20 protein-coding genes and 1 pseudogene are annotated in these 19926 nt (G+C 68.5%); 12 read left to right on the forward strand and 9 right to left on the reverse strand.

Features of this window, described 5'->3' with window-relative positions; genetic code table 11:
- Positions 1–3: 3 nt before the first annotated feature.
- The gene (locus WU80_RS14155) at positions 4–516 is read right to left on the reverse strand and encodes a pyridoxamine 5'-phosphate oxidase family protein (RefSeq protein WP_055403315.1); all 513 of its coding nucleotides are present in this window, start codon (positions 514–516) and stop codon (positions 4–6) included.
- A gap of 155 nt (positions 517–671) precedes the next feature.
- Positions 672–1373: an IclR family transcriptional regulator gene (locus WU80_RS14160; protein WP_055403314.1), complete on the reverse strand. Its 702-nt coding sequence runs from the start codon at positions 1371–1373 to the stop codon at positions 672–674.
- Positions 1374–1459: 86 nt separating this feature from the next.
- On the opposite strand from WU80_RS14160, the gene leuC reads away from it, so the two are divergent.
- From leuC to WU80_RS14175, 3 genes are all read left to right on the forward strand, one after another.
- Entirely contained in the window at positions 1460–2887 is a 1428-nt protein-coding gene (gene leuC / locus WU80_RS14165) for a 3-isopropylmalate dehydratase large subunit (RefSeq protein ID WP_055403313.1), read from the forward strand.
- 25 nt (positions 2888–2912) lie between these two features.
- The gene (gene leuD / locus WU80_RS14170; RefSeq protein ID WP_055403312.1) at positions 2913–3509 is read left to right on the forward strand and encodes a 3-isopropylmalate dehydratase small subunit; all 597 of its coding nucleotides are present in this window, start codon (positions 2913–2915) and stop codon (positions 3507–3509) included.
- A gap of 211 nt (positions 3510–3720) precedes the next feature.
- On the forward strand, positions 3721–4356 hold the full coding sequence (locus WU80_RS14175) for an HU family DNA-binding protein (RefSeq protein WP_055403311.1): 636 nt from the start codon (positions 3721–3723) through the stop codon (positions 4354–4356).
- Positions 4357–4421: 65 nt separating this feature from the next.
- On the opposite strand, the gene WU80_RS14180 is transcribed toward WU80_RS14175, so the two are convergent.
- The 3 genes from WU80_RS14180 to cofC all read right to left on the reverse strand — a co-directional run bounded on the left by WU80_RS14180 (position 4422) and on the right by cofC (position 8350).
- On the reverse strand, positions 4422–5351 hold the full coding sequence (locus WU80_RS14180; protein ID WP_055403310.1) for an NUDIX hydrolase: 930 nt from the start codon (positions 5349–5351) through the stop codon (positions 4422–4424).
- Between the two features lie 76 nt (positions 5352–5427).
- Positions 5428–7617 (reverse strand): RNA degradosome polyphosphate kinase, encoded by a 2190-nt coding sequence (locus WU80_RS14185; protein WP_055403309.1) that lies wholly within the window; start codon positions 7615–7617, stop codon positions 5428–5430.
- Positions 7618–7696: 79 nt separating this feature from the next.
- On the reverse strand, positions 7697–8350 hold the full coding sequence (gene cofC, locus WU80_RS14190) for a 2-phospho-L-lactate guanylyltransferase (RefSeq protein ID WP_055403308.1): 654 nt from the start codon (positions 8348–8350) through the stop codon (positions 7697–7699).
- 102 nt (positions 8351–8452) lie between these two features.
- Here cofC and WU80_RS14195 point away from each other — a divergent pair, with 102 nt between their 5' ends.
- Both WU80_RS14195 and WU80_RS14200 read left to right on the forward strand, forming a co-directional pair.
- Positions 8453–9472, forward strand: coding sequence for an NAD(P)H-dependent glycerol-3-phosphate dehydrogenase (locus WU80_RS14195; protein WP_055403307.1), 1020 nt, complete (start codon positions 8453–8455; stop codon positions 9470–9472).
- 74 nt (positions 9473–9546) lie between these two features.
- The gene (locus tag WU80_RS14200; RefSeq protein ID WP_055403306.1) at positions 9547–10659 is read left to right on the forward strand and encodes a D-alanine--D-alanine ligase family protein; all 1113 of its coding nucleotides are present in this window, start codon (positions 9547–9549) and stop codon (positions 10657–10659) included.
- On the opposite strand, the gene WU80_RS14205 is transcribed toward WU80_RS14200, so the two are convergent.
- Positions 10656–11228, reverse strand: coding sequence for a DUF3515 domain-containing protein (locus WU80_RS14205; RefSeq protein ID WP_055403305.1), 573 nt, complete (start codon positions 11226–11228; stop codon positions 10656–10658). The genes WU80_RS14200 and WU80_RS14205 overlap by 4 nt on opposite strands.
- A gap of 142 nt (positions 11229–11370) precedes the next feature.
- Here WU80_RS14205 and WU80_RS14210 point away from each other — a divergent pair, with 142 nt between their 5' ends.
- The 5 genes from WU80_RS14210 (at position 11371) to WU80_RS14230 (ending at position 16214) form a co-directional block, all read left to right on the forward strand.
- The gene (locus WU80_RS14210) at positions 11371–12333 is read left to right on the forward strand and encodes a thiamine-phosphate kinase (RefSeq protein ID WP_055403304.1); all 963 of its coding nucleotides are present in this window, start codon (positions 11371–11373) and stop codon (positions 12331–12333) included.
- Between the two features lie 29 nt (positions 12334–12362).
- A complete protein-coding gene (locus tag WU80_RS14215; protein ID WP_055403303.1) occupies positions 12363–13046 on the forward strand; it encodes a uracil-DNA glycosylase in 684 nt (227 codons plus the stop codon).
- A 5-nt stretch (positions 13047–13051) separates the two neighbouring features.
- Positions 13052–13972 (forward strand): NADP-dependent oxidoreductase, encoded by a 921-nt coding sequence (locus WU80_RS14220; RefSeq protein ID WP_055403328.1) that lies wholly within the window; start codon positions 13052–13054, stop codon positions 13970–13972.
- Between the two features lie 104 nt (positions 13973–14076).
- On the forward strand, positions 14077–15441 hold the full coding sequence (locus WU80_RS14225) for an HNH endonuclease signature motif containing protein (RefSeq protein ID WP_055403302.1): 1365 nt from the start codon (positions 14077–14079) through the stop codon (positions 15439–15441).
- A 122-nt stretch (positions 15442–15563) separates the two neighbouring features.
- Entirely contained in the window at positions 15564–16214 is a 651-nt protein-coding gene (locus tag WU80_RS14230) for a nitroreductase (RefSeq protein ID WP_055403301.1), read from the forward strand.
- A 3-nt stretch (positions 16215–16217) separates the two neighbouring features.
- Here the strand turns inward: WU80_RS14230 and WU80_RS14235 are convergent, their stop codons facing one another.
- The 3 genes from WU80_RS14235 to WU80_RS14245 are packed head-to-tail and all read right to left on the reverse strand — an operon-like array spanning position 16218 to position 18774.
- On the reverse strand, positions 16218–17045 hold the full coding sequence (locus tag WU80_RS14235; protein WP_055403300.1) for an oxidoreductase: 828 nt from the start codon (positions 17043–17045) through the stop codon (positions 16218–16220).
- Between the two features lies 1 nt (position 17046).
- On the reverse strand, positions 17047–18291 hold the full coding sequence (locus tag WU80_RS14240) for a DUF1214 domain-containing protein (protein ID WP_055403299.1): 1245 nt from the start codon (positions 18289–18291) through the stop codon (positions 17047–17049).
- A 39-nt stretch (positions 18292–18330) separates the two neighbouring features.
- The gene (locus WU80_RS14245) at positions 18331–18774 is read right to left on the reverse strand and encodes a nuclear transport factor 2 family protein (protein ID WP_055403298.1); all 444 of its coding nucleotides are present in this window, start codon (positions 18772–18774) and stop codon (positions 18331–18333) included.
- A 97-nt stretch (positions 18775–18871) separates the two neighbouring features.
- Between WU80_RS14245 and WU80_RS14250 the strand changes: the two genes are divergently transcribed.
- Together WU80_RS14250 and WU80_RS26650 are read left to right on the forward strand one after the other, a co-directional pair.
- Positions 18872–19762 (forward strand): SDR family NAD(P)-dependent oxidoreductase, encoded by an 891-nt coding sequence (locus tag WU80_RS14250; RefSeq protein WP_055403327.1) that lies wholly within the window; start codon positions 18872–18874, stop codon positions 19760–19762.
- 2 nt (positions 19763–19764) lie between these two features.
- Positions 19765–19926 (forward strand): annotated as a pseudogene (locus WU80_RS26650) (hypothetical protein); the annotation flags it as partial.

A 19926-nucleotide genomic window follows, 5' to 3' on the forward strand; every position in this document is an offset into this window, starting at 1 on the left:
AAATTATTGACCGGTTCCTAACACGGCCGGTGCCGTGGAGCCGCCCACCGGCATGGCCGGCAACCCAAGTTTGCGGTGGTCCCACGAGCGGGCGCGCCGGGCCACGATGCGCACGCAGACGCGCTTGTTCATCATCTGCTCCACGAAGGGCAACATGTCGTCGGTGTAGGGGCCGGTGTAGCGCTCCCAGACGCTGACCCCGACCCGGTGCGCGACGTCCGGATCGTCGACGATCTCCGCGACGCCCTCGAACGACACCCCGCGCAGCGTGTCATAGGTGTGCCCGTCCTCGATCAGGAAGCTCACCCGCGGATCCCGGTTGAGGTTGACCGCCTTCTGCGACTTGGCCTTGGTCTCCAGCCAGATTTCGCCGTCGACGACGGCGTACCACATCGCGGTCAGATGCGGCTGACCGTCGGGGCCGATGGTGGCCAGCGTCCCGGTGCGGCTCTTGTCGACGAAGTCCGCGATTTCGTCCGAGGACATGACGATGCTCGCGCGCTGATTCGTTCCCATGGCGGTCAGTCTGTCAGGACACGTTCGTCGCGTGTGCACCGGTGGCGTTCAGTGTGCGCCGATGGCATCGAGTGTGCGGGTGCGGCGGGATTTTGGCGATTTCGCCGCCGTAGTTACACCCCCGACGCCATCGATGCACACTCGACTCGACGGCCCTACAGCCGCCGGGTCAGCGCCTCGGCGGCCGACAACAGATCGGCGGCCCAGCGTGCACCGGGCCGACGGCCGATCCGGTCGACCGGTCCCGACACCGAGATGGCCGCGACGACGGCACCGCGGCTGTCGCGCACGGGAACCGAGACGCTCGCGACTCCGGGCTCCCGCTCGGCCACACTTTGCGCCCAGCCGCGTCGCCGCACCTCGGCCAGCGTGCGCTCGGTGAACTTGGCCGTCGGGAGCACCGCCTTCTGGGTCGCCGCGTCGCTGTGGGCCAGCAGCACCTTGGCGCCCGAGCCCGCCGTCATCGGCAACCGCGCCCCGACCGGGACCGTATCGCGAAGGCCCGCAGCGGGTTCCAGGGCCGCCACACACACCCGGGCCGTGCCCTCCCGGCGGTAGAGCTGCACGCTCTCCCCGGTGGTCTCGCGCAACAGGGGAAGCACCCCGGCGCTGGCGGCCAGCAGCGGATCGTTGACGTGAGCGGCGAGCTCGCTGACGGCCGGCCCGAGCCGCCACCGCCCTTCGTCGTCGCGGGCCAGCAGGCGATGGACTTCGAGCGCGGCGGCCAGCCGATACGCCGTGGCCCGGGGCAGCCCGGTGCGTTCGCACAGTTCGGCCAACCCGCAGGGGGATTGGGCGATCGTGTGCAGTAGACCCACGGCTTTGTCGAGGACGCCGATGCCGCTATGCTGTCTCACAAGAAGATACTAGCGTCTCGCATTCTGAGATCACAGCCCAAGGTCGATCGGCGAGCCGCGCTTGAGGGAATCGAGGCGAATTCGCGATGGGATCCGGCAAGCCGCGCACCCTGGCCGAAAAGGTGTGGGACGACCACGTTGTGGACAAGGGGAGCGCCGCCGAACAAGGAGGGGCGCCCGACCTCATCTACATCGATCTGCATCTGGTGCACGAGGTCACCAGCCCGCAGGCTTTCGACGGGCTGCGCCTGGCCGGCCGGGGAGTGCGGCGCCCCGACCTGACACTGGCCACCGAGGACCACAACGTGCCGACCGTCGACATCGACAGGCCGATCGCCGACCCGGTGTCGCGCACCCAGGTCGAGACGTTGCGCCGCAACTGCGCCGAATTCGGCGTCCGCCTTTATCCGATGGGCGATATCGAGCAGGGCATCGTGCATGTCGTCGGGCCGCAGCTGGGCCTCACCCAACCGGGAATGACGGTGGTCTGTGGGGATAGTCACACCTCGACGCACGGCGCCTTCGGCGCGCTGGCGATGGGCATCGGCACCTCGGAGGTCGAGCACGTGCTGGCAACCCAGACGTTGCCGCTGCGGCCGTTCAAGACGATGGCGGTCAACGTCGACGGGGAATTGCCCGCCGGTGTGACGGCCAAGGACATCATCCTCGCGTTGATCGCCAAGATCGGCACCGGCGGCGGGCAGGGGCACGTGATCGAATACCGCGGCAGCGCCATCGAATCGCTGTCGATGGAAGGCCGGATGACGATCTGCAACATGAGCATCGAGGCCGGCGCCCGCGCGGGCATGGTGGCACCGGACGCCACCACCTTCGAATTCCTGCGCGACAAGCCGCACGCGCCGCAGGGCGCGCAGTGGGACGCGGCGATGCGCTATTGGCGGGAGCTGCACACCGACCCCGGTGCCGTCTTCGACACCGAGGTCCATCTCGACGCGACATCGTTGAGCCCGTTCGTGACGTGGGGAACGAACCCGGGGCAGGGCGTGCCGCTGGCCGCGGCCGTGCCCGACCCGGAGCTGATGACCGGCGACGCCGAGCGGCAGGCCGCCGAGAAAGCGTTGGCCTACATGGACCTTCGACCGGGTACTCCGATGCGCGATATCGCGGTCGACACGGTGTTCGTCGGCTCTTGTACCAACGGTCGTATCGAAGATCTGCGGGTCGTCGCGGATGTGCTGCGCGGCCGCAAGCTGGCCCCGGGGGTGCGGATGCTCGTGGTGCCCGGCTCCATGCGGGTACGCGCCCAGGCCGAAGCCGAAGGGCTGGGTGAGGTTTTCACCGCAGCGGGCGCCGAATGGCGGCAGGCCGGTTGCTCGATGTGCCTGGGGATGAATCCGGATCAGCTGGCGCCGGGGGAGCGGTGCGCGGCGACGTCCAACCGCAACTTCGAAGGGCGCCAGGGGAAAGGCGGCCGCACGCATTTGGTGTCTCCGGCCGTTGCCGCCGCGACAGCAGTTCGCGGCACCCTGTCCGCCCCGGCCGATTTGAACTGACCCAATCGAGTAAGAAGGCATCAGCATGGAAGCATTCACCACCCACACCGGCATCGGTGTGCCGTTGCGGCGGTCCAATGTCGACACCGATCAGATCATTCCGGCGGTGTATTTGAAGCGCGTCACCCGAACCGGTTTCGAGGACGGTTTGTTCGCGAGCTGGCGCTCGGATCCCTCATTCGTGCTTAACCTCAGCCCCTTTGACCGGGGGTCGGTCCTCGTCGCCGGACCCGATTTCGGGACCGGGTCGTCGCGCGAGCACGCGGTGTGGGCGCTGATGGACTACGGCTTCCGGGTGGTCATCTCGTCTCGATTCGGTGACATCTTCCGGGGCAACGCCGGCAAGGCGGGCCTGTTGGCCGCCGAAGTTTCCCAAGACGGCGTGGAACTACTTTGGAAGCTGATCGAGCAGAGCCCGGGACTGGAAATCACTGCCAATCTTCAAGATCGAAATATCACCGCGGGAACGACGGTGCTGCCGTTCAAGATTGACGACCACACCGCCTGGCGACTGTTGGAAGGGCTCGACGATATAGCCCTTACGCTGCGGAAACTCGACAAAATCGAGTCATACGAAGCCGCGTACCCGCAGTGGAAACCGCGCACTCTGCCCGCTCCCTGAACGGTCGAGAAGGCCGGAATTTTTTCTCGCCCACCTAACTAACCGGGCCGATTTCCAACTCCGCCACCGGTCAAGGGCGGCAACCGGATTGCGAAAACTTCGCAATGCCCGACCCTGAAATTGCGCGTGGCTCTTGGAAATTTGCTGGGTGAGGGTTTACCGTGTGCACTAGTCGGTTCAAATCGAGGACCACTAGCGTCGGAGGGATTGGATGAATAAGGCAGAGCTCATTGATGTGCTCACACAGAAATTGAACACCGACCGACGGCAGGCGACCGCTGCCGTCGAGAACGTCGTCGACACCATTGTGCGCGCGGTGCACAAGGGCGACAGCGTGACCATTACCGGGTTCGGTGTTTTCGAGCAACGGCGCCGCGCGGCGCGGGTGGCCCGCAACCCGCGTACGGGCGAGACGGTGAAGGTGAAGCCGACCTCCGTCCCGGCGTTCCGTCCCGGTGCTCAATTTAAAGCGGTTGTCTCTGGCGCACAGCGTCTCCCGTCGGAAGGACCTGCAGTGAAGCGTGGTGTAGTTTCAAGCGGCGCGGCCAAGAAGACCGCTGCCAAGAAGGCCCCCGCCAAGAAGGCCGCGGCGAAGAAGGCCCCGGCTAAGAAGGCCGCGGCGAAGAAGGCTCCCGCCAAGAAGGCTCCGGCCAAGAAGACCGTCGCCAAGAAGGCTCCGGCCAAGAAGACCGTCGCCAAGAAGGCTCCGGCGAAGAAGGCCGTCGCCAAGAAGGCTCCGGCCCGCAAGGCTCCGGCCAAGAAGGCCGCAACCAAGGCTCCGGCCAAGAAGACCGCCGCAAAGAAGGCTCCGGCCAAGAAGGCCACCGCGCGTCGCGGTCGCCGCTAGGCGGCAGTAGATCAAACGCGAATACCCTTCGGGTCGCAGCGATGCACCCGAAGGGTATTCGCGTGTTATGCCCGCACGTTCGCGGCCAGCGCGCCGCCGATGTGGTCGGCCGCCACCAGCTTGCCGCCCGACAGCGACAGCACCCAGGTGCTGCCCTTGTGATTGCGTGACTTGTCCGGACGCACACCGTCCCGCTCACACCACCACGCGATCAAGTCGGGGATCACCTTGCCCTGTGTGCAAATGACCGGTGTGCCTTGCTGCCCGGCGATGTCGAGGATCCGACGCCGGGCGCGTTTGGGGCTTTTGGCGTAGGACTCCTCGGTGAGGGTCGGCTCGTTGTGCACGGTCACGCCCAACTCCTCGGCCAGCGGTTCCACCGTCTGGTGGCAGCGCAGCCGGTCCGCCGCGTACACGTCGGTGGCGCCGAAGGCCAGCAGCTGCGGAACCAGCGCCTCCGCCTGGGCGCGTCCCCGTTTGTCCAGCGGTCGCTGGGTGTCGTCGCCCTTGAAGCGGGATTTCCGGCCGGCCGTGCCGTGCCGCACCACCACCACGGTGTGCGTGTCGGCGGGATGTTTCGTGAAGTGACGCAACATCTTTCGATCGTGGGAATAGCTGAGAATTTTCAGCGCGTCGGTTATCGGGATCCACACCAATTCGTCGACCTCGTTGCCGGGGGTGAACTCACCGCCGGTGCTGCGCGCCGCCCAGTAGTACACCTTTTTGACGCCCGCCTCGATCGGGTAGCTCACCATGTCGAGCCGCCTGCCCAGGATGGCGTGCTGCCCCGTCTCCTCGCACACTTCCCGCACCGCGGCGACGGGCGCCGTCTCGCCCGGGTCCACCTTTCCCTTCGGCAGCGACCAGTCGTCATAGCGGGGGCGGTGGATCACCGCGATCTCGAGGCCGGGGTTGGCCGAATCGGTCGGTCGCCACAGCACCGCTCCGGCGGCGTGCACGATCCGGCTTCCCGAACGCGAGCTCTTGGTCGGCAAATCAACTCCTGCAGGTCAATTCGGTCGGGGCCGCGCGGTGCGGCCGGGGAACAACCGTAAATCACCACACAGGGGGTTACGGACTGCGGTGCCGCTCCATCAACGACACTTGGTGATCGCGCACGGTGTGGCCCTCCTGCGGCGACGCGATCCACTGCCCGTCGGGCCCGAGCTCCCAGCAGCGGGTGGACGGATCCAGCGCGGACTCGAACAGGTCGTCCAGGTATGAGGTCAGCCGCGGGTCCTTGACCTGAACCAACGCCTCGACGCGCCGGTCGAGGTTGCGGTGCATCATGTCGGCGCTGCCGATCCAGAACTCGTTGATGCGATTGAAATGCATGATGCGCGAATGCTCCAGGAAGCGGCCGAGGATCGAACGGACCGCGATGTTCTCGGAGAATTCGTCGGCGCCGGGGCGCAGCGCGCAGATGCCGCGCACCACCACCTCCACCCGCACGTCGGCCATCGACGCGCGATAGAGCGCGTCGATGACCTGCTCGTCGACGAGGGCGTTCATCTTCAGGCGGATCCGCCCGTTGCCGTGTTCGCGGTGGGCGGCGATCTCGCGCTCGACGCGTTCGATGATGCCGGTGCGAATTCCGTGCGGGGCCACCAGAAGATTGCGATAGGAGACCTTGCGCGAGTAGCCCGTCAGCGAATTGAACAGGTCGGTCAGGTCCGCGCCGATCTCGGGCGACGCCGTCAAGAGCCCGACGTCCTCGTACAGTCGCGCCGTCTTGCCGTTGTAATTGCCGGTTCCGATATGGCAATAACGGCGGATCGCCGAACCCTCACGGCGCACCACCAGGCAGGTCTTGCAGTGCGTCTTGAGCCCGACGTAGCCGTAGACGACATGCACGCCCGCCTGCTCCAGCGTTCGCGCCCAGCGGATGTTGGCCTGCTCGTCGAAACGCGCCTTGATCTCCACGAGCGCCACCACCTGCTTGCCCGCCTCGGCGGCGGCGATGAGCGCCCGAACGATCGGCGAATCGCCGGATGTGCGGTACAGCGTCTGCTTGATCGCCAGCACATTCGGATCGGCCGCGGCCTGCTCGATGAATCGCTGCACGCTCGTGGAGAACGATTCGTACGGATGATGAAGCAGCACATCGCCTTCGCGCAGCGTCGCGAAGATGCTCCTGGGCGTCTCGCGATCGACGAATGCGGGGCTGGTGGCGGGGACGAAAGCCGGGTCTTTGAGCGCCGGCCGGTCGACGCTGTAGACCTGCCACAATGACGACAGGTCCAGCAGGCCCGGCACCTCGATGACGTCGCCCGGATTCACGTCGAGTTCGCGCAGCAGCAATTCCAGCATGCTCTCGGTCATGTCGTCGGCGACCTCGAGTCGCACCGGGGACCCGAATCGCCTGCGCGCCAATTCCCGTTCCAGCGCTTGCAACAGGTCTTCGTCGCGGTCCTCTTCGACCTCGTAGTCCGCGTTGCGGGTAATGCGGAAAGCGTGATGCTGAACGATCTCCATGCCCGGGAACAGCACCGGCAGGAAGGCCGCGATCAGCTCTTCCATTGGCAGGTAGCGGATTATCCCGGACCCCTCGGCCTCGTCCGTATGGCCGCGGGCGCCCAATTCGACGAAGCGATCCACGTTGTTGGGCACCTTCACTCGCGCGAAGTGCTGGCCGCCGTCCTCGGGTTGGCGCACCATCACCGCCAGGTTCAGGCTCAGGCCACTGACGAAGGGGAAGGGGTGGGCGGGGTCGACGGCGAGGGGAGTCAGCACGGGGAAGACCTGATCGTGGAAATAGGTCGACAGTTCGTCGCGCTCGCCCTGATCCAAATCGGCCCACGTGACTATATGTATGCCTTCCTCGGCGAGCGCCGGGCGCACCGAATCGAGGAACACCCGCGCGTGCCGGGTCGCGATGCGTTGGGTCTGCTCGCCGATGAGGGCCAGTTGCTCGCGCGGCGTCAGGCCGTCGGCCGAGCGAACCGACAGCCCCATCTCGTCGCGGCGCTTGAGCCCGGCGACGCGGACCATGTAGAACTCGTCGAGGTTGGAGGCGAAGATGGCCAGGAACTTGGCTCGTTCCAGCAGGGCCAACGAATTGTCGGCGGCCAGCGCCAGCACGCGGGCGTTGAAATCGAGCCAGCTCAGTTCCCGGTTGAGGTAACGGTCCTCCGGCAGGTCGGTGATGGCGGACGGCGTCGCGGCGGGCGGTGCCGCCACGGCCGAGTCCGGATGCCACAAATTCTCGTCGGGGCGCGCCTCGGCTTCGGTTTCAGTCACCCTGCGATCATTGCTCATCACGCGCCGATGCTGCTAGCGCTCGTTGGACATCCATTCCCCGTTGGCACGACGTTCACCCCGACGACAGGTACCGCCAGGTTCACTGCTGCACCAGCGCCCGGGCGGTCGCGGCACCGACCCCCAGCCGGCGCGCGGCGGCGAGGTCGTCGGGAGTGTCGACGTCGCAGCGCAGGCCCGGCCACGCGCCGGTCAGTTCGATCGCACCCGAACGCCGATGCCGCGCCGCCGAATCGGCGCCGAACTGCGGATCGAGCTGGGCGCCGAAGGCGAACAGGGCGGCGGTTCCGGTCGCCAGCCGGTCGGCGACGAAGCTGCGCCGGTGCTGCCGCGCCGCGGCGATCGCCTCGGCCAGCTCCTGTGTCTGCAGCGCGGGCAAATCGCCTTGCAGCACAACGATATTCGGGAAGAACCCACCCACCGCCCGCTCCGCGGTGGCGATGGCGTTGTTCAGCGGGTCGCCGTGCCCCTCGGGCGTCGGGTCGGCCAGCACCTCGGCCCCCAGCTCGGTGGCCGCCGCGGCCGCGGCCTCGTCGGGGGTGACGACCGAAATGGAACCCAACGCATCAACGCGGGTCGCGGCCGTGAGGGTGTCGATCAACATGGCGAGCACCACGCTCTCCCGGGTGCGCGCCGAGAAAACCGGGGCCAGCCTCGTCTTGGCCGCGGCCAACCGCTTGACGGCGACAATCAGGGCGACGTCTTTACCCGCGTCGTCGGCTCGTATGCCGCTCATGACATCTCATCCTGCCAGCGACGGACGCGCTGGCTCGCGTGACGTCCGCTGATCTAGGGTGTAGCGGCTGCAACACGCTGGAGAAAAAGACGGGGGTGGTTGATGACCGGCTCGAACGGCGCCGTCGCGGTCATGGGTGCCGGCGCGTGGGGCACCGCGCTGGCCAAGGTGCTCGTCGAGGCCGCGGAACCGGACGCGGAGGTCACGCTGTGGGCCCGTCGCTCTGATGTGGCGGACCGCATCAACGCCACCCGATCCAACCCCGACTATCTGCCCGGCACGGCGCTGCCGGCCGGCATTCGCGCCACCACCGACGCGGCCGACGCGCTCGACGGCGCCTCGACCGTGCTGCTGGCGGTGCCCGCTCAAACGATGCGCGCCAACCTGGAGGGGTGGGCGCCGCTGGTGCCCGACGGTGCCACCCTGGTCAGCCTGGCCAAGGGCATCGAGCTGGGCACCCTGATGCGGATGAGTCAGGTCATCGTGTCGGTGACGGGGGTGGACCCGGCGCAGGTCGCGGTGATCTCGGGACCGAACCTGGCCAGCGAGATCGCCGAATGCCAGCCCGCCGCCACGGTCGTCGCGTGCAGCGATTCCGGCCGGGCCGTCGCGCTGCAGCGCATGCTGAACACCGGCTACTTCCGCCCCTATACCAATAGTGATGTTGTCGGCACCGAGATCGGCGGCGCCTGCAAGAACGTCATCGCGCTCGCGTGCGGCATGGCGGCAGGCGTCGGGCTAGGCGAAAACACCGCGGCTGCGATCATCACCCGGGGTCTGGCCGAGATCATCCGGTTGGGGATCGCGCTCGGCGCCAAGGGCGCCACGCTGGCCGGCCTGGCCGGGGTGGGCGACCTGGTGGCGACGTGCACGTCGCCGCAGTCGCGCAACCGGTCCTTCGGCGAACGCCTGGGCCGCGGCGGGACGATGGAGTCGGCGATGCAGGCGGGCGGTGGCCACGTCGTCGAGGGCGTGACGTCGTGTGAATCGGTGCTGGCGCTCGCGTCGAGTTACGACGTGGAGATGCCGCTCACCGACGCCGTGCACCGGGTCTGCCACAAGGGGCTGTCGGTGGACGAGGCGATGGCCCTGCTGCTGGGCCGCAGGACCAAGCCCGAGTGATCATCGACCGAAAACCCCAGCTAGCGACCCGCCGCCCGGCCCGAGCGCCGCGCAACCGGTAGCCTCTTTAGGTTGTGAGTGCCAGCGGGAACCGCGTGCGCGTCGCCGTCGTCTTCGGCGGGCGCAGCAACGAGCACGCCATCTCGTGCGTGTCCGCGGGCAGCATCCTGCGCAACCTCGACCCGCAGCGGTTCGAGGTGGTCGCGGTCGGCATCACCCCGGAAGGGTCCTGGGTGCTCACCGACGGTGACCCGGACGCGCTCGCCATCACCAACCGGCAACTGCCCGAGGTCACGGCTCAGTCGGGCACGGAGCTGGCCCTGCCGGCGGACCCGGGCCGCGGCGGCCAATTGGTCTCCCTGTCGCCCGGGGCCGGTGAGGTGCTGACGTCCGTCGACGTGGTGTTCCCGGTGCTGCACGGTCCCTACGGCGAAGACGGCACGATCCAGGGCCTGCTGGAACTGGCCGGGGTGCCTTACGTCGGCGCGGGCGTGCTGGCCAGCGCGGCGGGCATGGACAAGGAGTTCACCAAGAAGCTGTTCGTCGCCGAGGGGCTGCCGGTGGGCCCGTACGCGGTGCTGCGCCCGTCGCGCTCGACCCTGCGGCCCGAGGAGTGCGAGCGGCTGGGCCTGCCGGTGTTCGTCAAGCCCGCCCGGGGCGGCTCCTCGATCGGGGTCACCCGGGTGTCGAGCTGGGACGAGCTGGCCGCCGCCGTCGCCCTGGCACGCCGCCACGACCCGAAGGTGATCGTGGAGGCGGCGATCACGGGTCGCGAGCTGGAGTGCGGAGTGCTCGAAATGCCCGACGGCACAATCGAAGCCAGCACGTTGGGCGAGATCCGAGTGGCGGGGGTGCGGGGACGTGAGGACTCGTTCTACGACTTCGCCACCAAATATCTCGACGACGCAGCCGAATTGGACGTGCCGGCCAAAGTCGACGACGACATCGCCGACGCCATCCGGCATTTGGCGATCCGGGCGTTCAAGGCCATCGACTGTCAGGGTCTGGCCCGCGTCGACTTCTTCCTCACCGACGACGGGCCGGTGCTCAACGAGATCAACACGATGCCGGGGTTCACCACGATCTCGATGTACCCGAGGATGTGGGCGGCCAGCGGCGTGGACTATCCCACCCTGTTGGCGACCATGGTGGAAACGGCGTTGGCGCGCGGGGTGGGTTTGCGCTAACCGGCTGGCCCCGGCTTGATCGGCACCGCCGCAATGGTGTGATCGATCAATTCGGAGAGTTGCTGAATGGGCGTCGGGCCCGACCCCGACGGCAACGTGAGCGCCACATACACCGGCCGGTCCACGGCATACCAGGTGGATCGGCCCGCGTCACCGGCGGATTGCTGCTCGGGACGCACCTCGAACCACTGCACCCGGTCGACGACCTGAATCGGGGACCCGACCACGAACTCGGCGGGGCGGTCGAGCCCGCAGCGCAGCACCACGGGCTGACTGTCGGGCCCGGCGCGCCACGCGGTGGCGCCCTGGGGGGCCGGCTGCGCGATGGGTGCGCGTTGATAGTCGCCGAGTCGCTGCGGCAGGGCCCCGGCCAGTGCCCGGCACGCGGGGCTGTCGGCCTGCGGCGCCGGGGCGGCCGCCAGGGCGACCGGTTGCGGCGGCGCCTGGCGGTTGGCCGCGATCACCAGGATCGTGCCGATCGCCACGACCGCCACGGCGACCGCCGCGATGATCAGCGCGGTCGGCGGTCCCTCGTCCCCGGCGGGGCCGGTATCGGCGTCGGTCGTCACCGCCCGCGCACCTCCTATCTCTGGCACGACGGCGCGGGGCTCTACACTGGCGCGGGCCGCTCGCGCGGGCAGTTACTGAACTTACCGCAGGTCGGAGAGTGGATAGCGGGCCGCACGGGCCCGGACGCGCGGAGGAGGTGGCGTGCCCGACGACGCATCGAATCCCACCCTGCAGCAACTCGGTGAGTTCACCGTCATCGATCGGCTGGTGCGCGGTCGCCGACAGCCGGCCGCGGTCGCGGTCGGGCCCGGCGACGATGCGGCCGTGGTGCAGGCCCGGGACGGGCGCCTCGCGGTGTCGACCGACATGCTGGTGCAGGATCGGCACTTTCGCCTGGACTGGTCGACGCCCCACGACGTCGGCCGCAAGGCCATCGCCCAGAACGCCGCGGACATCGAGGCGATGGGCGCGCGCCCAACGGCGTTCGTGGTCGCGTTCGGCGGGCCCGGTGACACCCCGGTGGCGGAGGTGGACGCGCTGGTCGGCGGGATGTGGGACGAGGCCCAGCGCATCGGCGCGGGCATCGCCGGCGGCGATCTGGTCAGCTGCCCGCAGTGGGTGATTTCCGTGACGGTACTGGGCGAGCTGGACGGCCGCGCGCCGGTGCTGCGGTCCGGCGCCAAGGCGGGCTCGGTGATCGCGGTCGCCGGTGAACTGGGTCGCTCGGCGGCGGGGCTTGCCCTGTTCGGCAAGGGGATTGAGGGTTTCGACGCGCTGCGCCGCCGGCATCTGGTTCCCCAGCCGCCCTACGGGCAGGGGGTGGCCGCGGCGGCCGGGGGAGCCCAGGCGATGATCGACGTCTCCGACGGCCTGGTCGCCGACCTGCGCCACGTCGCCGAGGCGTCCGCCGTGACGATGGACCTGTCGACCGCGGCGCTGGCGGCGGACCGCGACGCACTAAGCGCCGCGGGCGCCGCCGTCGGCGCCGACCCGTGGCCGTGGGTGCTGGGCGGCGGCGAAGACCACGCCCTGGTGGCATGTTTCGCCGGACCCGCACCGGCCGGATGGCGCATCATCGGGCGGGTGCTCGAGGGCAAGCCCGACGTGGTTGTCGACGGGCGCGAGTGGACGGGTTACGCCGGCTGGCAGTCGTATGACCGTTAGGGTGGCGCGGTGAGTGAAATGGGGCCGCGATGACGGCGCGCCCGTTGGCGGAACTCGTCGAGCACGGTTGGGCGGCCGCGTTGCAGCCGGTGGCCGATCAGGTGGCCGCGATGGGCCAGTTCCTGCGGGACGAGATCGCGGCCGGGCGCAGGTACCTGCCGGCGGGTCCGAACGTCTTGCGGGCGTTCACCTTTCCATTCGACGATGTCCGGGTGTTGATCGTCGGGCAGGACCCGTACCCGACGCCGGGACACGCCGTGGGACTGAGCTTTTCGGTGGCCCCCGACGTGCGCCCGCTGCCGCGCAGCCTGGCCAACATCTTCGACGAATACGCCGCCGACCTCGGTCACCCGCCGCCGTCGTGCGGCGATCTGACGCCGTGGGCCGAGCGCGGCGTGATGCTGTTGAACAGGGTGCTCACCGTGCGACCCAGCAATCCGGCCTCGCATCGGGGCAAGGGCTGGGAGGCGGTGACCGAGTGCGCCATCCGCGCGCTGGCCGCGCGCTCGCAGCCGCTGGTGGCCATCCTGTGGGGCCGCGACGCCTCGACGCTCAAACCGATTCTCGCCGAAGGCAATTGCGTGGCGATCGAGTCGCCCCACCCCTCACCGCTGTCGGCGTCGCGGGGGTTCTTCGGGTCGCGTCCGTTCAGTCGCGCCAACGAGCTCTTGACGGGCATGGGCGCCGACCCGATCGATTGGAGGCTGCCGTGACCGAGATGACCGCATTGCGGGCCCACCACCGGGGCGGCCCGGAACGACTCGTCGTGGAGCGCGCGCCCGTACCGGCCCCGGCCGCGGGCGAAGTCCTGGTGGCCGTCCACGCCGCGGCCATCACGTTCGACGAGTTGACGTGGGATGAGACCTGGACCCGGGTGAACCAGACACCGGTCATCCCGTCCCACGAGGTGTCGGGCGTTGTCGGCGAGGTGGCGCCGGGCGTGACGTATTTCGCGCCCGGCGACGAGGTGTACGGGCTCATCGACTTCGACCGCGACGGCGCCGCCGCCGAATTCGTCTGTGTGCCGGCGGCGGACCTGGCCGCCAAGCCGTCGACGGTGTCGCACGCCGTCGCGGCCGCGCTGCCGCTAGCCGGTCTGACCGCCCTGCAAGCGTTGGTCGACCACGCCGGCGTGCGGTCCGGCGAGGCCGTGTTGGTGCACGGCGGCGCGGGCGGCGTGGGCGCGCTGACGGTCCAGCTGGCCGCGATGCTGGGCGCGCGCGTAACCGCGACGGTGCGCAGCGACGCCGGCGATCTCGTCCGCGGATACGGGGCCACCCGCGTGATCGATGTCCGCACCGAGGCGTTCGACGACGGGGTCTACGACGTCGTGATCGACACCGTCGGCGGCGAGACGCTGGAGCGTTCGTTTCCCGTGCTGCGCCGCGGCGGCCGGCTGATCACCCTGTCGGCGCCACCGCCAGAGGGTCGAGCCGACGAATACGGCGTCACGGCAATATTTTTCATCGTCACACCGAATCGCGATCAGCTCGCCGAGCTCGCCGCGCTGGTCGACAGCGGACGGTTGCGCGTGGATATCGCGCAGACGTTCCCCCTCGACAGGGGGCGGGAGGCGTTCGAAAGCCGCAACCACCCGGGCCATCGCCCCGGCAAGACGGTCATTGTCGTCCGCGGTTAGCGCGGTTCCTGTTGGGCGGTTTCTTTGTAATCCCTTGTGCCACTTTGGTTTCACTAGTCACAGAGCGGGCATTTTTGTCGGTGGGTGTTCCTAGAGTTTGAGGCATGGGTGTCAGCAGTCGTGAGGAGATCGTCGAGGTCATCGACGCGCTCGGTGGCGACGCTGAGCGCCTGTGTGAGTTGTCCTTTGACGTCCTCACCACGCCGGAGCGGCTGCGAGCCTTGGAGCGGGTGGAAAGCGTGGCACGCCGGCTGCGGGCGCCTCAGCATGCGTTGATCAATCAGCTTTCCGCGCAGGCCAGTGCCGAAGAGTTGGGTGGCTCGCTGCGCGTGGGGCTGGCCGACCGGTTGCGGATCACCAAGGCCGAGGCGGGCCGGCGCATCGAGGAAGCCGCCGACCTGGGCGAGCGCCGGGCGTTGACCGGTGAGCCGTTGCCGCCGAAATTGAGCGCGACCGCGGCCGGTCAGCGCGAGGGGCTGATCGGCGAGGGGCACGTCAAGGTGATTCGCGGCTTCCTGGCCCATCTGCCGGCCGAGGTCGACGCGTTGACCCGGCAGGCCGCCGAAGCCGACCTGGCTGTCAAGGCCGCCGCCTATCGCCCCGACGAATTGGCCACTTACGCAAAGCGGTTGATGGATTGGCTGCACCCCGACGGGGAATTCAGCGACGCCGAGCGGGCCCGCAAGCGCGGCATCACCCTGGGCGCCCAGGAGTGCGACGGCATGTCGCGCCTCAGCGGCCTGGTGACCCCGGAGTTGCGGGCCGCTATCGAGGCAATGCTCGCCAAGCTGGCGGCCCCGGGCGCGTGCAACCCCGAGGATGAGACGCCGATCGTCGACGCGACACCCGACCAGGACGCGGTGCGTCGCGATATTCGCAGCCCGGCACAGCGCAACCACGATGCCTTCCTGGCCGCGCTGCGCGGCCTGCTGGCCTCCGGTGATCTGGGTCAGCACAATGGCTTGCCGGTGTCGATCGTGGTCAGCACCACGTTGCAGGATCTTGAGGCGGCCGCCGGCAAGGCGCTGACCGCCGGCGGCACCTTGGTGCCGATGGCGGATGTGATCCGCTGGGCCGGCCACGCTCACCACTACTTGGCGATCTTCGACAAGAGCAGGTCGTTAGCACTGCACCACACCAAGCGGTTTGCTTCCCCGGCGCAGCGAATCATGTTGTACGCCAGAGACCGTGGGTGTACAAAGCCGGGGTGTGATGCGCCGGCCTACCACAGCCAGGTCCACCACGTCACGGGCTGGCAAGCCACCCGCCGCACCGACATCGACGACCTGACCCTGGCCTGCGGGCCCGACAACCGACTCGCCGAAAAGGGCTGGACCACCCGCGCCAACGCCCGTGGCGAAACGGAATGGCTCCCGCCCGCGCACCTGGACCGTGGGCAACCTAGAACCAACAACTTCCACCACCCCGAAAGATTCCTCCGTGACACCGACGACGACGAACCCGTTTGACGTAACGACCCGTTTCGCCCGGCTTCGCCGCGCTCACGATCGGCGTGGCCTGGTGGCGGCGATCCGTTTCGCCCGGCTTCGCCGCGCTCACGATCGCCGCGGGCGCCTGACACCATGAAGCTATGTACGACTTGGAAGACACCATCCGGGAGCGGCATTCGACGCGGCTGTTCCTGCCCGACCCGGTGCCGCGCCACCTGGTGCGGGAATCGCTGGAGCTGGCCATGCGCGCGCCGTCGAACTCCAATGTGCAGCCATGGCACCTGGTCTTCGTCGCCGGCGCCGCCCGCGACCGGTTGGTGACCGCGATGCTGGAAAAGGCCCGCGCCGAACCGCCCCGCGTACCGCAGCTGCCCGCCGAGTTCGCCCATTTCCGCAGCGACACCGGCGCGCACGTGTACGGCTCGATGGGCATCGCCCGCCACGACAGCGAGGCGCGGCGCATCGCCGTGCTGCGCAACTGGGAGTTCTTCCGCGCCCCGCTGGGTGCCATCGTGTGCATGCATCGCGACCTCGGCTACGCCGACAGCATGGGAGTGGGTATGTTCCTGCAGACCTTGCTGCTCGCCCTGACCGCGCGCGGACTGGGAACCTGCGTGCAGGTGGCGATCGCCGGTTACCCCGACGTGGTGCGCGCGCAGCTGAACATCCCGCCGGCGCTGAACATCCTGTGCGGCCTGTCCATCGGCTACTCCGACCCCGATTTCCCCGCCAACAAGTTACGCATCGGGCGCGACGCGGTGGACGAGCACGCCGTGTTCCTCGACGAGTGAGGACTAATCCGCGAAGTTCACGTCCTTCGTGACGGATTTCCACTCTTCGATCGATGACGAGAGCGCGGCGATCTTGTCGCGCATGGCTTTGAGCACGTCGCGACCCAACAGCAGCCGCAGCGGCGGCTCATCGAGGGTGGTCACCATGAGCACGGCTTCGGCGACCTTGCGCGGGTCGCCGGGGAGATGATCGGCGAACTGCTTGATCAGATCCTTGCGCGCCGCCACGTCGACGTAATCGGCTATCGGCGTGGCCGACTCCTTCATCGATCGCGTCGCCCAATCGGTGCGGAAGGCACCCGGCTCGATCGCGGTCACCCTGATGCCCAGCGGGCGCACCTCGGTGGCGAGGGCCTCGGTGATCGCCTCGAGCGCGAACTTGGTCGACGAGTAGTAGGCGTTGGGCGGGTTGGCCACCAGGCCGGTCATCGACGACATGTTGATGATGTGCCCGGAGCTGCGCGCACGCATGCCCGGCAGCACCGCCTTGATCATGTTGACCGCACCGAAGTAGTTGACCTCGAACAGCTTTCGGACCTCGGCGTCCTCGCCCTCCTCCACGGCGGACAGGTATCCGTGACCGGCGTTGTTGACCAGCACATCGATGCCGCCGAACGCGTCGTCGGCGGCCGACACCGCGGCCGCGATCTGCTTCGGGTCGGTGACGTCGAGCGCGACGGCCAGGGCGCGATCCCCGAACTCGTCGGCGAAGTCCCGCACCGCGTCGGCGCGCCGCGCGGTCACTACCGTGCGGTGTCCCGCTTCCAGTGCCGCGCGGGCGATTTCGCGGCCGAAGCCGGTGGAGCAGCCGGTGACAAGCCAGCGCGCCATCTCAGGCCGGCCCTTCGGGCAGGCGCCGCAGATACGCCGTCCGCCGCTCGGCGAGTTGAGCGGCCCGTTCCTGCGGGCTGACCCGTGGCAGCTCGGGCAGTTCGGTGTCGAGCCGGTCCAGCTTGACGACCCGACCGCGCGCGCCGAGGTCCTCGCGGGGGCCCGACTCGCCGAATTCGGCCATCCGCAGGGTCAGGATCCCTTCCCGCAGGCCGTCGGAATCGATCCAGTTGGCCACGCCGGGGTCGGTCGGCGCGATCACGTAGGTGTACGTGCCGTCCTCGTTGGGAACCGACTGCGCTTTATTGAGGCTGCCGGTGCGGTCGAGGATGTTCAGCGTGGTGCCCCAGATGTTGCTCAGCGGAACCGTGAAGTATTCGGCGCCACCGTCGTTGAGGTCCACCACGAACGCCTCGTCGGGGGCGAGATCGAAGCGGCCCATGACGTACACCTGGTTGCGCATCGCGCCGGCCTTGTCGGCCGACCACGCAAGGTCGAAGTGGTTGGGCGGCATCTTGTAGACGCCGTGGCTGAGCTTGCCGGTGAAGTTGGCGAAGTGCGCCATCATCGCCGCGGTGGCCTCGGCCTGCTCGTCGCGCGTGCGCGCGGGCGCTAGCGGGGGACCACCAAGCCGTTGCACCTCAATGTGATTGGGGTCGTCGCGCCCCCAGTCCAACAACACGTCCCGGATGTAGAACTCGTGCGCCGCCGGGGTGGTCCGCACGTGGTTGGGCCGCCCACCGGCGGGGTCGGCGTCCACCGTGATCGTGTAGCTGCCGTCGGAGTCGACGTGCATGGTGCGGCCGTTGAGCACGTCGACGGTGCCCATGTTGGCGTCCCAGAGCGTGAAGTAGTTCTCGGTCATGCGGTGCTCGCCCACCCGGCCGTGAATTTCGTAGCGTTCATCGCCGGAGATCGGGATCACCCGGTATACGCTGTCGGGATTGTCGATGCCCCAACGAGATCCGGGGATGCGGCGGCCGTCGACCGGGTGCGCCAGCCGGGTGATGCAGCCGACCTTCGGCCGCAGCTTGTCCTGGTTGGACGACCACACCGCGGCCGAGAACATCACCTCGGCGAACGCGGCGTCGAACCGCTCCCGCATCGCCTCCGACGCCTTCGCCCGGCCCAGCCAGGTCTGCGCCACCGCCTGGTAGGCGGACCTGACGGTGGGGTGTTCGATCAGCTCGAGGGCGGCCAGTTCCTGTTCGTGCTGGGAGGCCGTGGCGACGGGATCATCGGGCATTTGATTTTCCTAAAGGCTTGTCGTATAACACGAACCGTTTCAGAACTTCAGATGCTGACTGACGTCGCCGACCTGGTCGACGAACATTGTGCGGCTGTCGAACCGCCAGGCGCCGTCCACCCGCTGGAACGTGTCCTTGTAGTGCCCGGTCACGATCACCTGCAGCGGCAGGTCGGGGGTGGCCTGGGTGACGCAGTAGTAGGACGTGCTGCGGGCGGTCCCCGCGGCCTCGTCGATATACAGCTGCACGTTGGTCGTGTTGTGCTTGGTCTTCGGCGTGCCGTCGGAGTAGATGCGGGTGGCCATCTCATACATCTCGCGCACCCGGGTGGCGCCGGCGAACACCGTCTCCGGCGGTCCGTCCTCCACGCCGCAGATCCGGCCGTGCTCGAAGAGCCTGGCCACCCCGTCCAGGTCGCCGCCATCGAGAAGCTCGGCGTAGGTGTAGATCAGGTTGGTGATTTCCGTTGCGCTGTCACTCATGTGAAACCACCTGTCGGGCCCGTCTCCGCCGCTTCCGCGAACAATGGTGGCAGAACCGGTCCAATTTACATAGAACCGACCATTACTCTTGATCGCCGTGACCCTATCTTGGACGCCGGCCCGGCTCGGCAACCTGACCGGCAAACGAGTCGTCGTGACGGGCGCGACCAACGGCGTCGGGCTCGGGACCGCCCGCGCCCTGGCCAACGCCGGCGCGCACGTGATCATGGCGGTGCGCAACACCGAGCTGGGCGAGCAGCGCGCCGCCGATATCGGCGGATCCACCGCGGTCGCGCGGGTCGACCTCGCCGATCTGTCGTCGGTGCGCGCGTTCGCGCAGTCGGTCGACGACGACGTCGACATCCTGATCAACAACGCCGGCGCGCTGACCGAGCGCCGCACCGAAACGGTCGACGGCTTCGAGAAGACGCTGGGCACCAATCTGCTCGGGCCGTTCGCGCTGACCAACCTGCTGCTGCCCCGGATCCGGTCGCAGATCATCAACGTGGGCTCCGACGCGCACCGATCGGCGACGCTGCGCCCGGACGACCTACACCTGCGCCGACACAAGTGGACCAGGCTCGGCGCCTACGGGCAGTCGAAGCTGGCGGTGATGCTGTGGGGCCTTGAGCTCGACCGCCGGCTGCGCGCCGCCCGATCGCCCATCGTCAGCCAGCTCACCCATCCGGGCTGGGTGGCCTCGAATCTGTCGCAGGTCGGCGACTCGCCGCTGATGGCGGTGGCCCACAAAGGGGTCAAGGCGGTGGCCGACCGGCTGGCCAACGACATCGACCAGGGCGCGGCGCCCACGCTGTACTGCATCAGCGAACCGATTCCGCCGGGCAGCTACGTCGGCGTCAGCGGCAGGTTCGGCCTGCGCGGCGGCCCGGTGCTCGCCGGCCGCTCGCCGGTCGCCTGCGACTACGAGGCGGCCGCGCGCCTGGTGGCCTTCGCCGAACAAGAGACCGGCACGACACTGGAGGTGTAGTCATGGGTGAACTCGACAACAAGGTCGCCGTGATCACCGGCGCGGCGCGCGGCCAGGGCCGCAGCCACGCGGTGGCCTTCGCCGAACAGGGCGCCGACATCATCGCGGTGGACATCTGCGCCGACATCGACGCGATTCCCTACCCCTGTCTCTTATACACATCT

The sequence above is a fragment of the Mycobacterium sp. UM_11 genome, from assembly GCF_001414075.1.
In the GTDB taxonomy this organism is placed as follows: Bacteria; Actinomycetota; Actinomycetes; order Mycobacteriales; family Mycobacteriaceae; genus Mycobacterium.

What these genes read in the sequence shown, in the direction of transcription:
- WU80_RS14155 (WP_055403315.1), bottom strand. Translation starts at nt 516, where the DNA reads ATGGGAACGAATCAGCGCGCGAGCATCGTCATGTCCTCGGACGAAATC.
- leuC (WP_055403313.1), top strand. Translation starts at nt 1,460, where the DNA reads ATGGGATCCGGCAAGCCGCGCACCCTGGCCGAAAAGGTGTGGGACGAC.
- leuD (WP_055403312.1), top strand. Translation starts at nt 2,913, where the DNA reads ATGGAAGCATTCACCACCCACACCGGCATCGGTGTGCCGTTGCGGCGG.
- WU80_RS14175 (WP_055403311.1), top strand. Translation starts at nt 3,721, where the DNA reads ATGAATAAGGCAGAGCTCATTGATGTGCTCACACAGAAATTGAACACC.
- cofC (WP_055403308.1), bottom strand. Translation starts at nt 8,350, where the DNA reads ATGAGCGGCATACGAGCCGACGACGCGGGTAAAGACGTCGCCCTGATT.
- WU80_RS14195 (WP_055403307.1), top strand. Translation starts at nt 8,453, where the DNA reads ATGACCGGCTCGAACGGCGCCGTCGCGGTCATGGGTGCCGGCGCGTGG.
- WU80_RS14215 (WP_055403303.1), top strand. Translation starts at nt 12,363, where the DNA reads ATGACGGCGCGCCCGTTGGCGGAACTCGTCGAGCACGGTTGGGCGGCC.
- WU80_RS14220 (WP_055403328.1), top strand. Translation starts at nt 13,052, where the DNA reads ATGACCGCATTGCGGGCCCACCACCGGGGCGGCCCGGAACGACTCGTC.
- WU80_RS14225 (WP_055403302.1), top strand. Translation starts at nt 14,077, where the DNA reads ATGGGTGTCAGCAGTCGTGAGGAGATCGTCGAGGTCATCGACGCGCTC.
- WU80_RS14230 (WP_055403301.1), top strand. Translation starts at nt 15,564, where the DNA reads ATGTACGACTTGGAAGACACCATCCGGGAGCGGCATTCGACGCGGCTG.
- WU80_RS14235 (WP_055403300.1), bottom strand. Translation starts at nt 17,045, where the DNA reads ATGGCGCGCTGGCTTGTCACCGGCTGCTCCACCGGCTTCGGCCGCGAA.
- WU80_RS14240 (WP_055403299.1), bottom strand. Translation starts at nt 18,291, where the DNA reads ATGCCCGATGATCCCGTCGCCACGGCCTCCCAGCACGAACAGGAACTG.
- WU80_RS14245 (WP_055403298.1), bottom strand. Translation starts at nt 18,774, where the DNA reads ATGAGTGACAGCGCAACGGAAATCACCAACCTGATCTACACCTACGCC.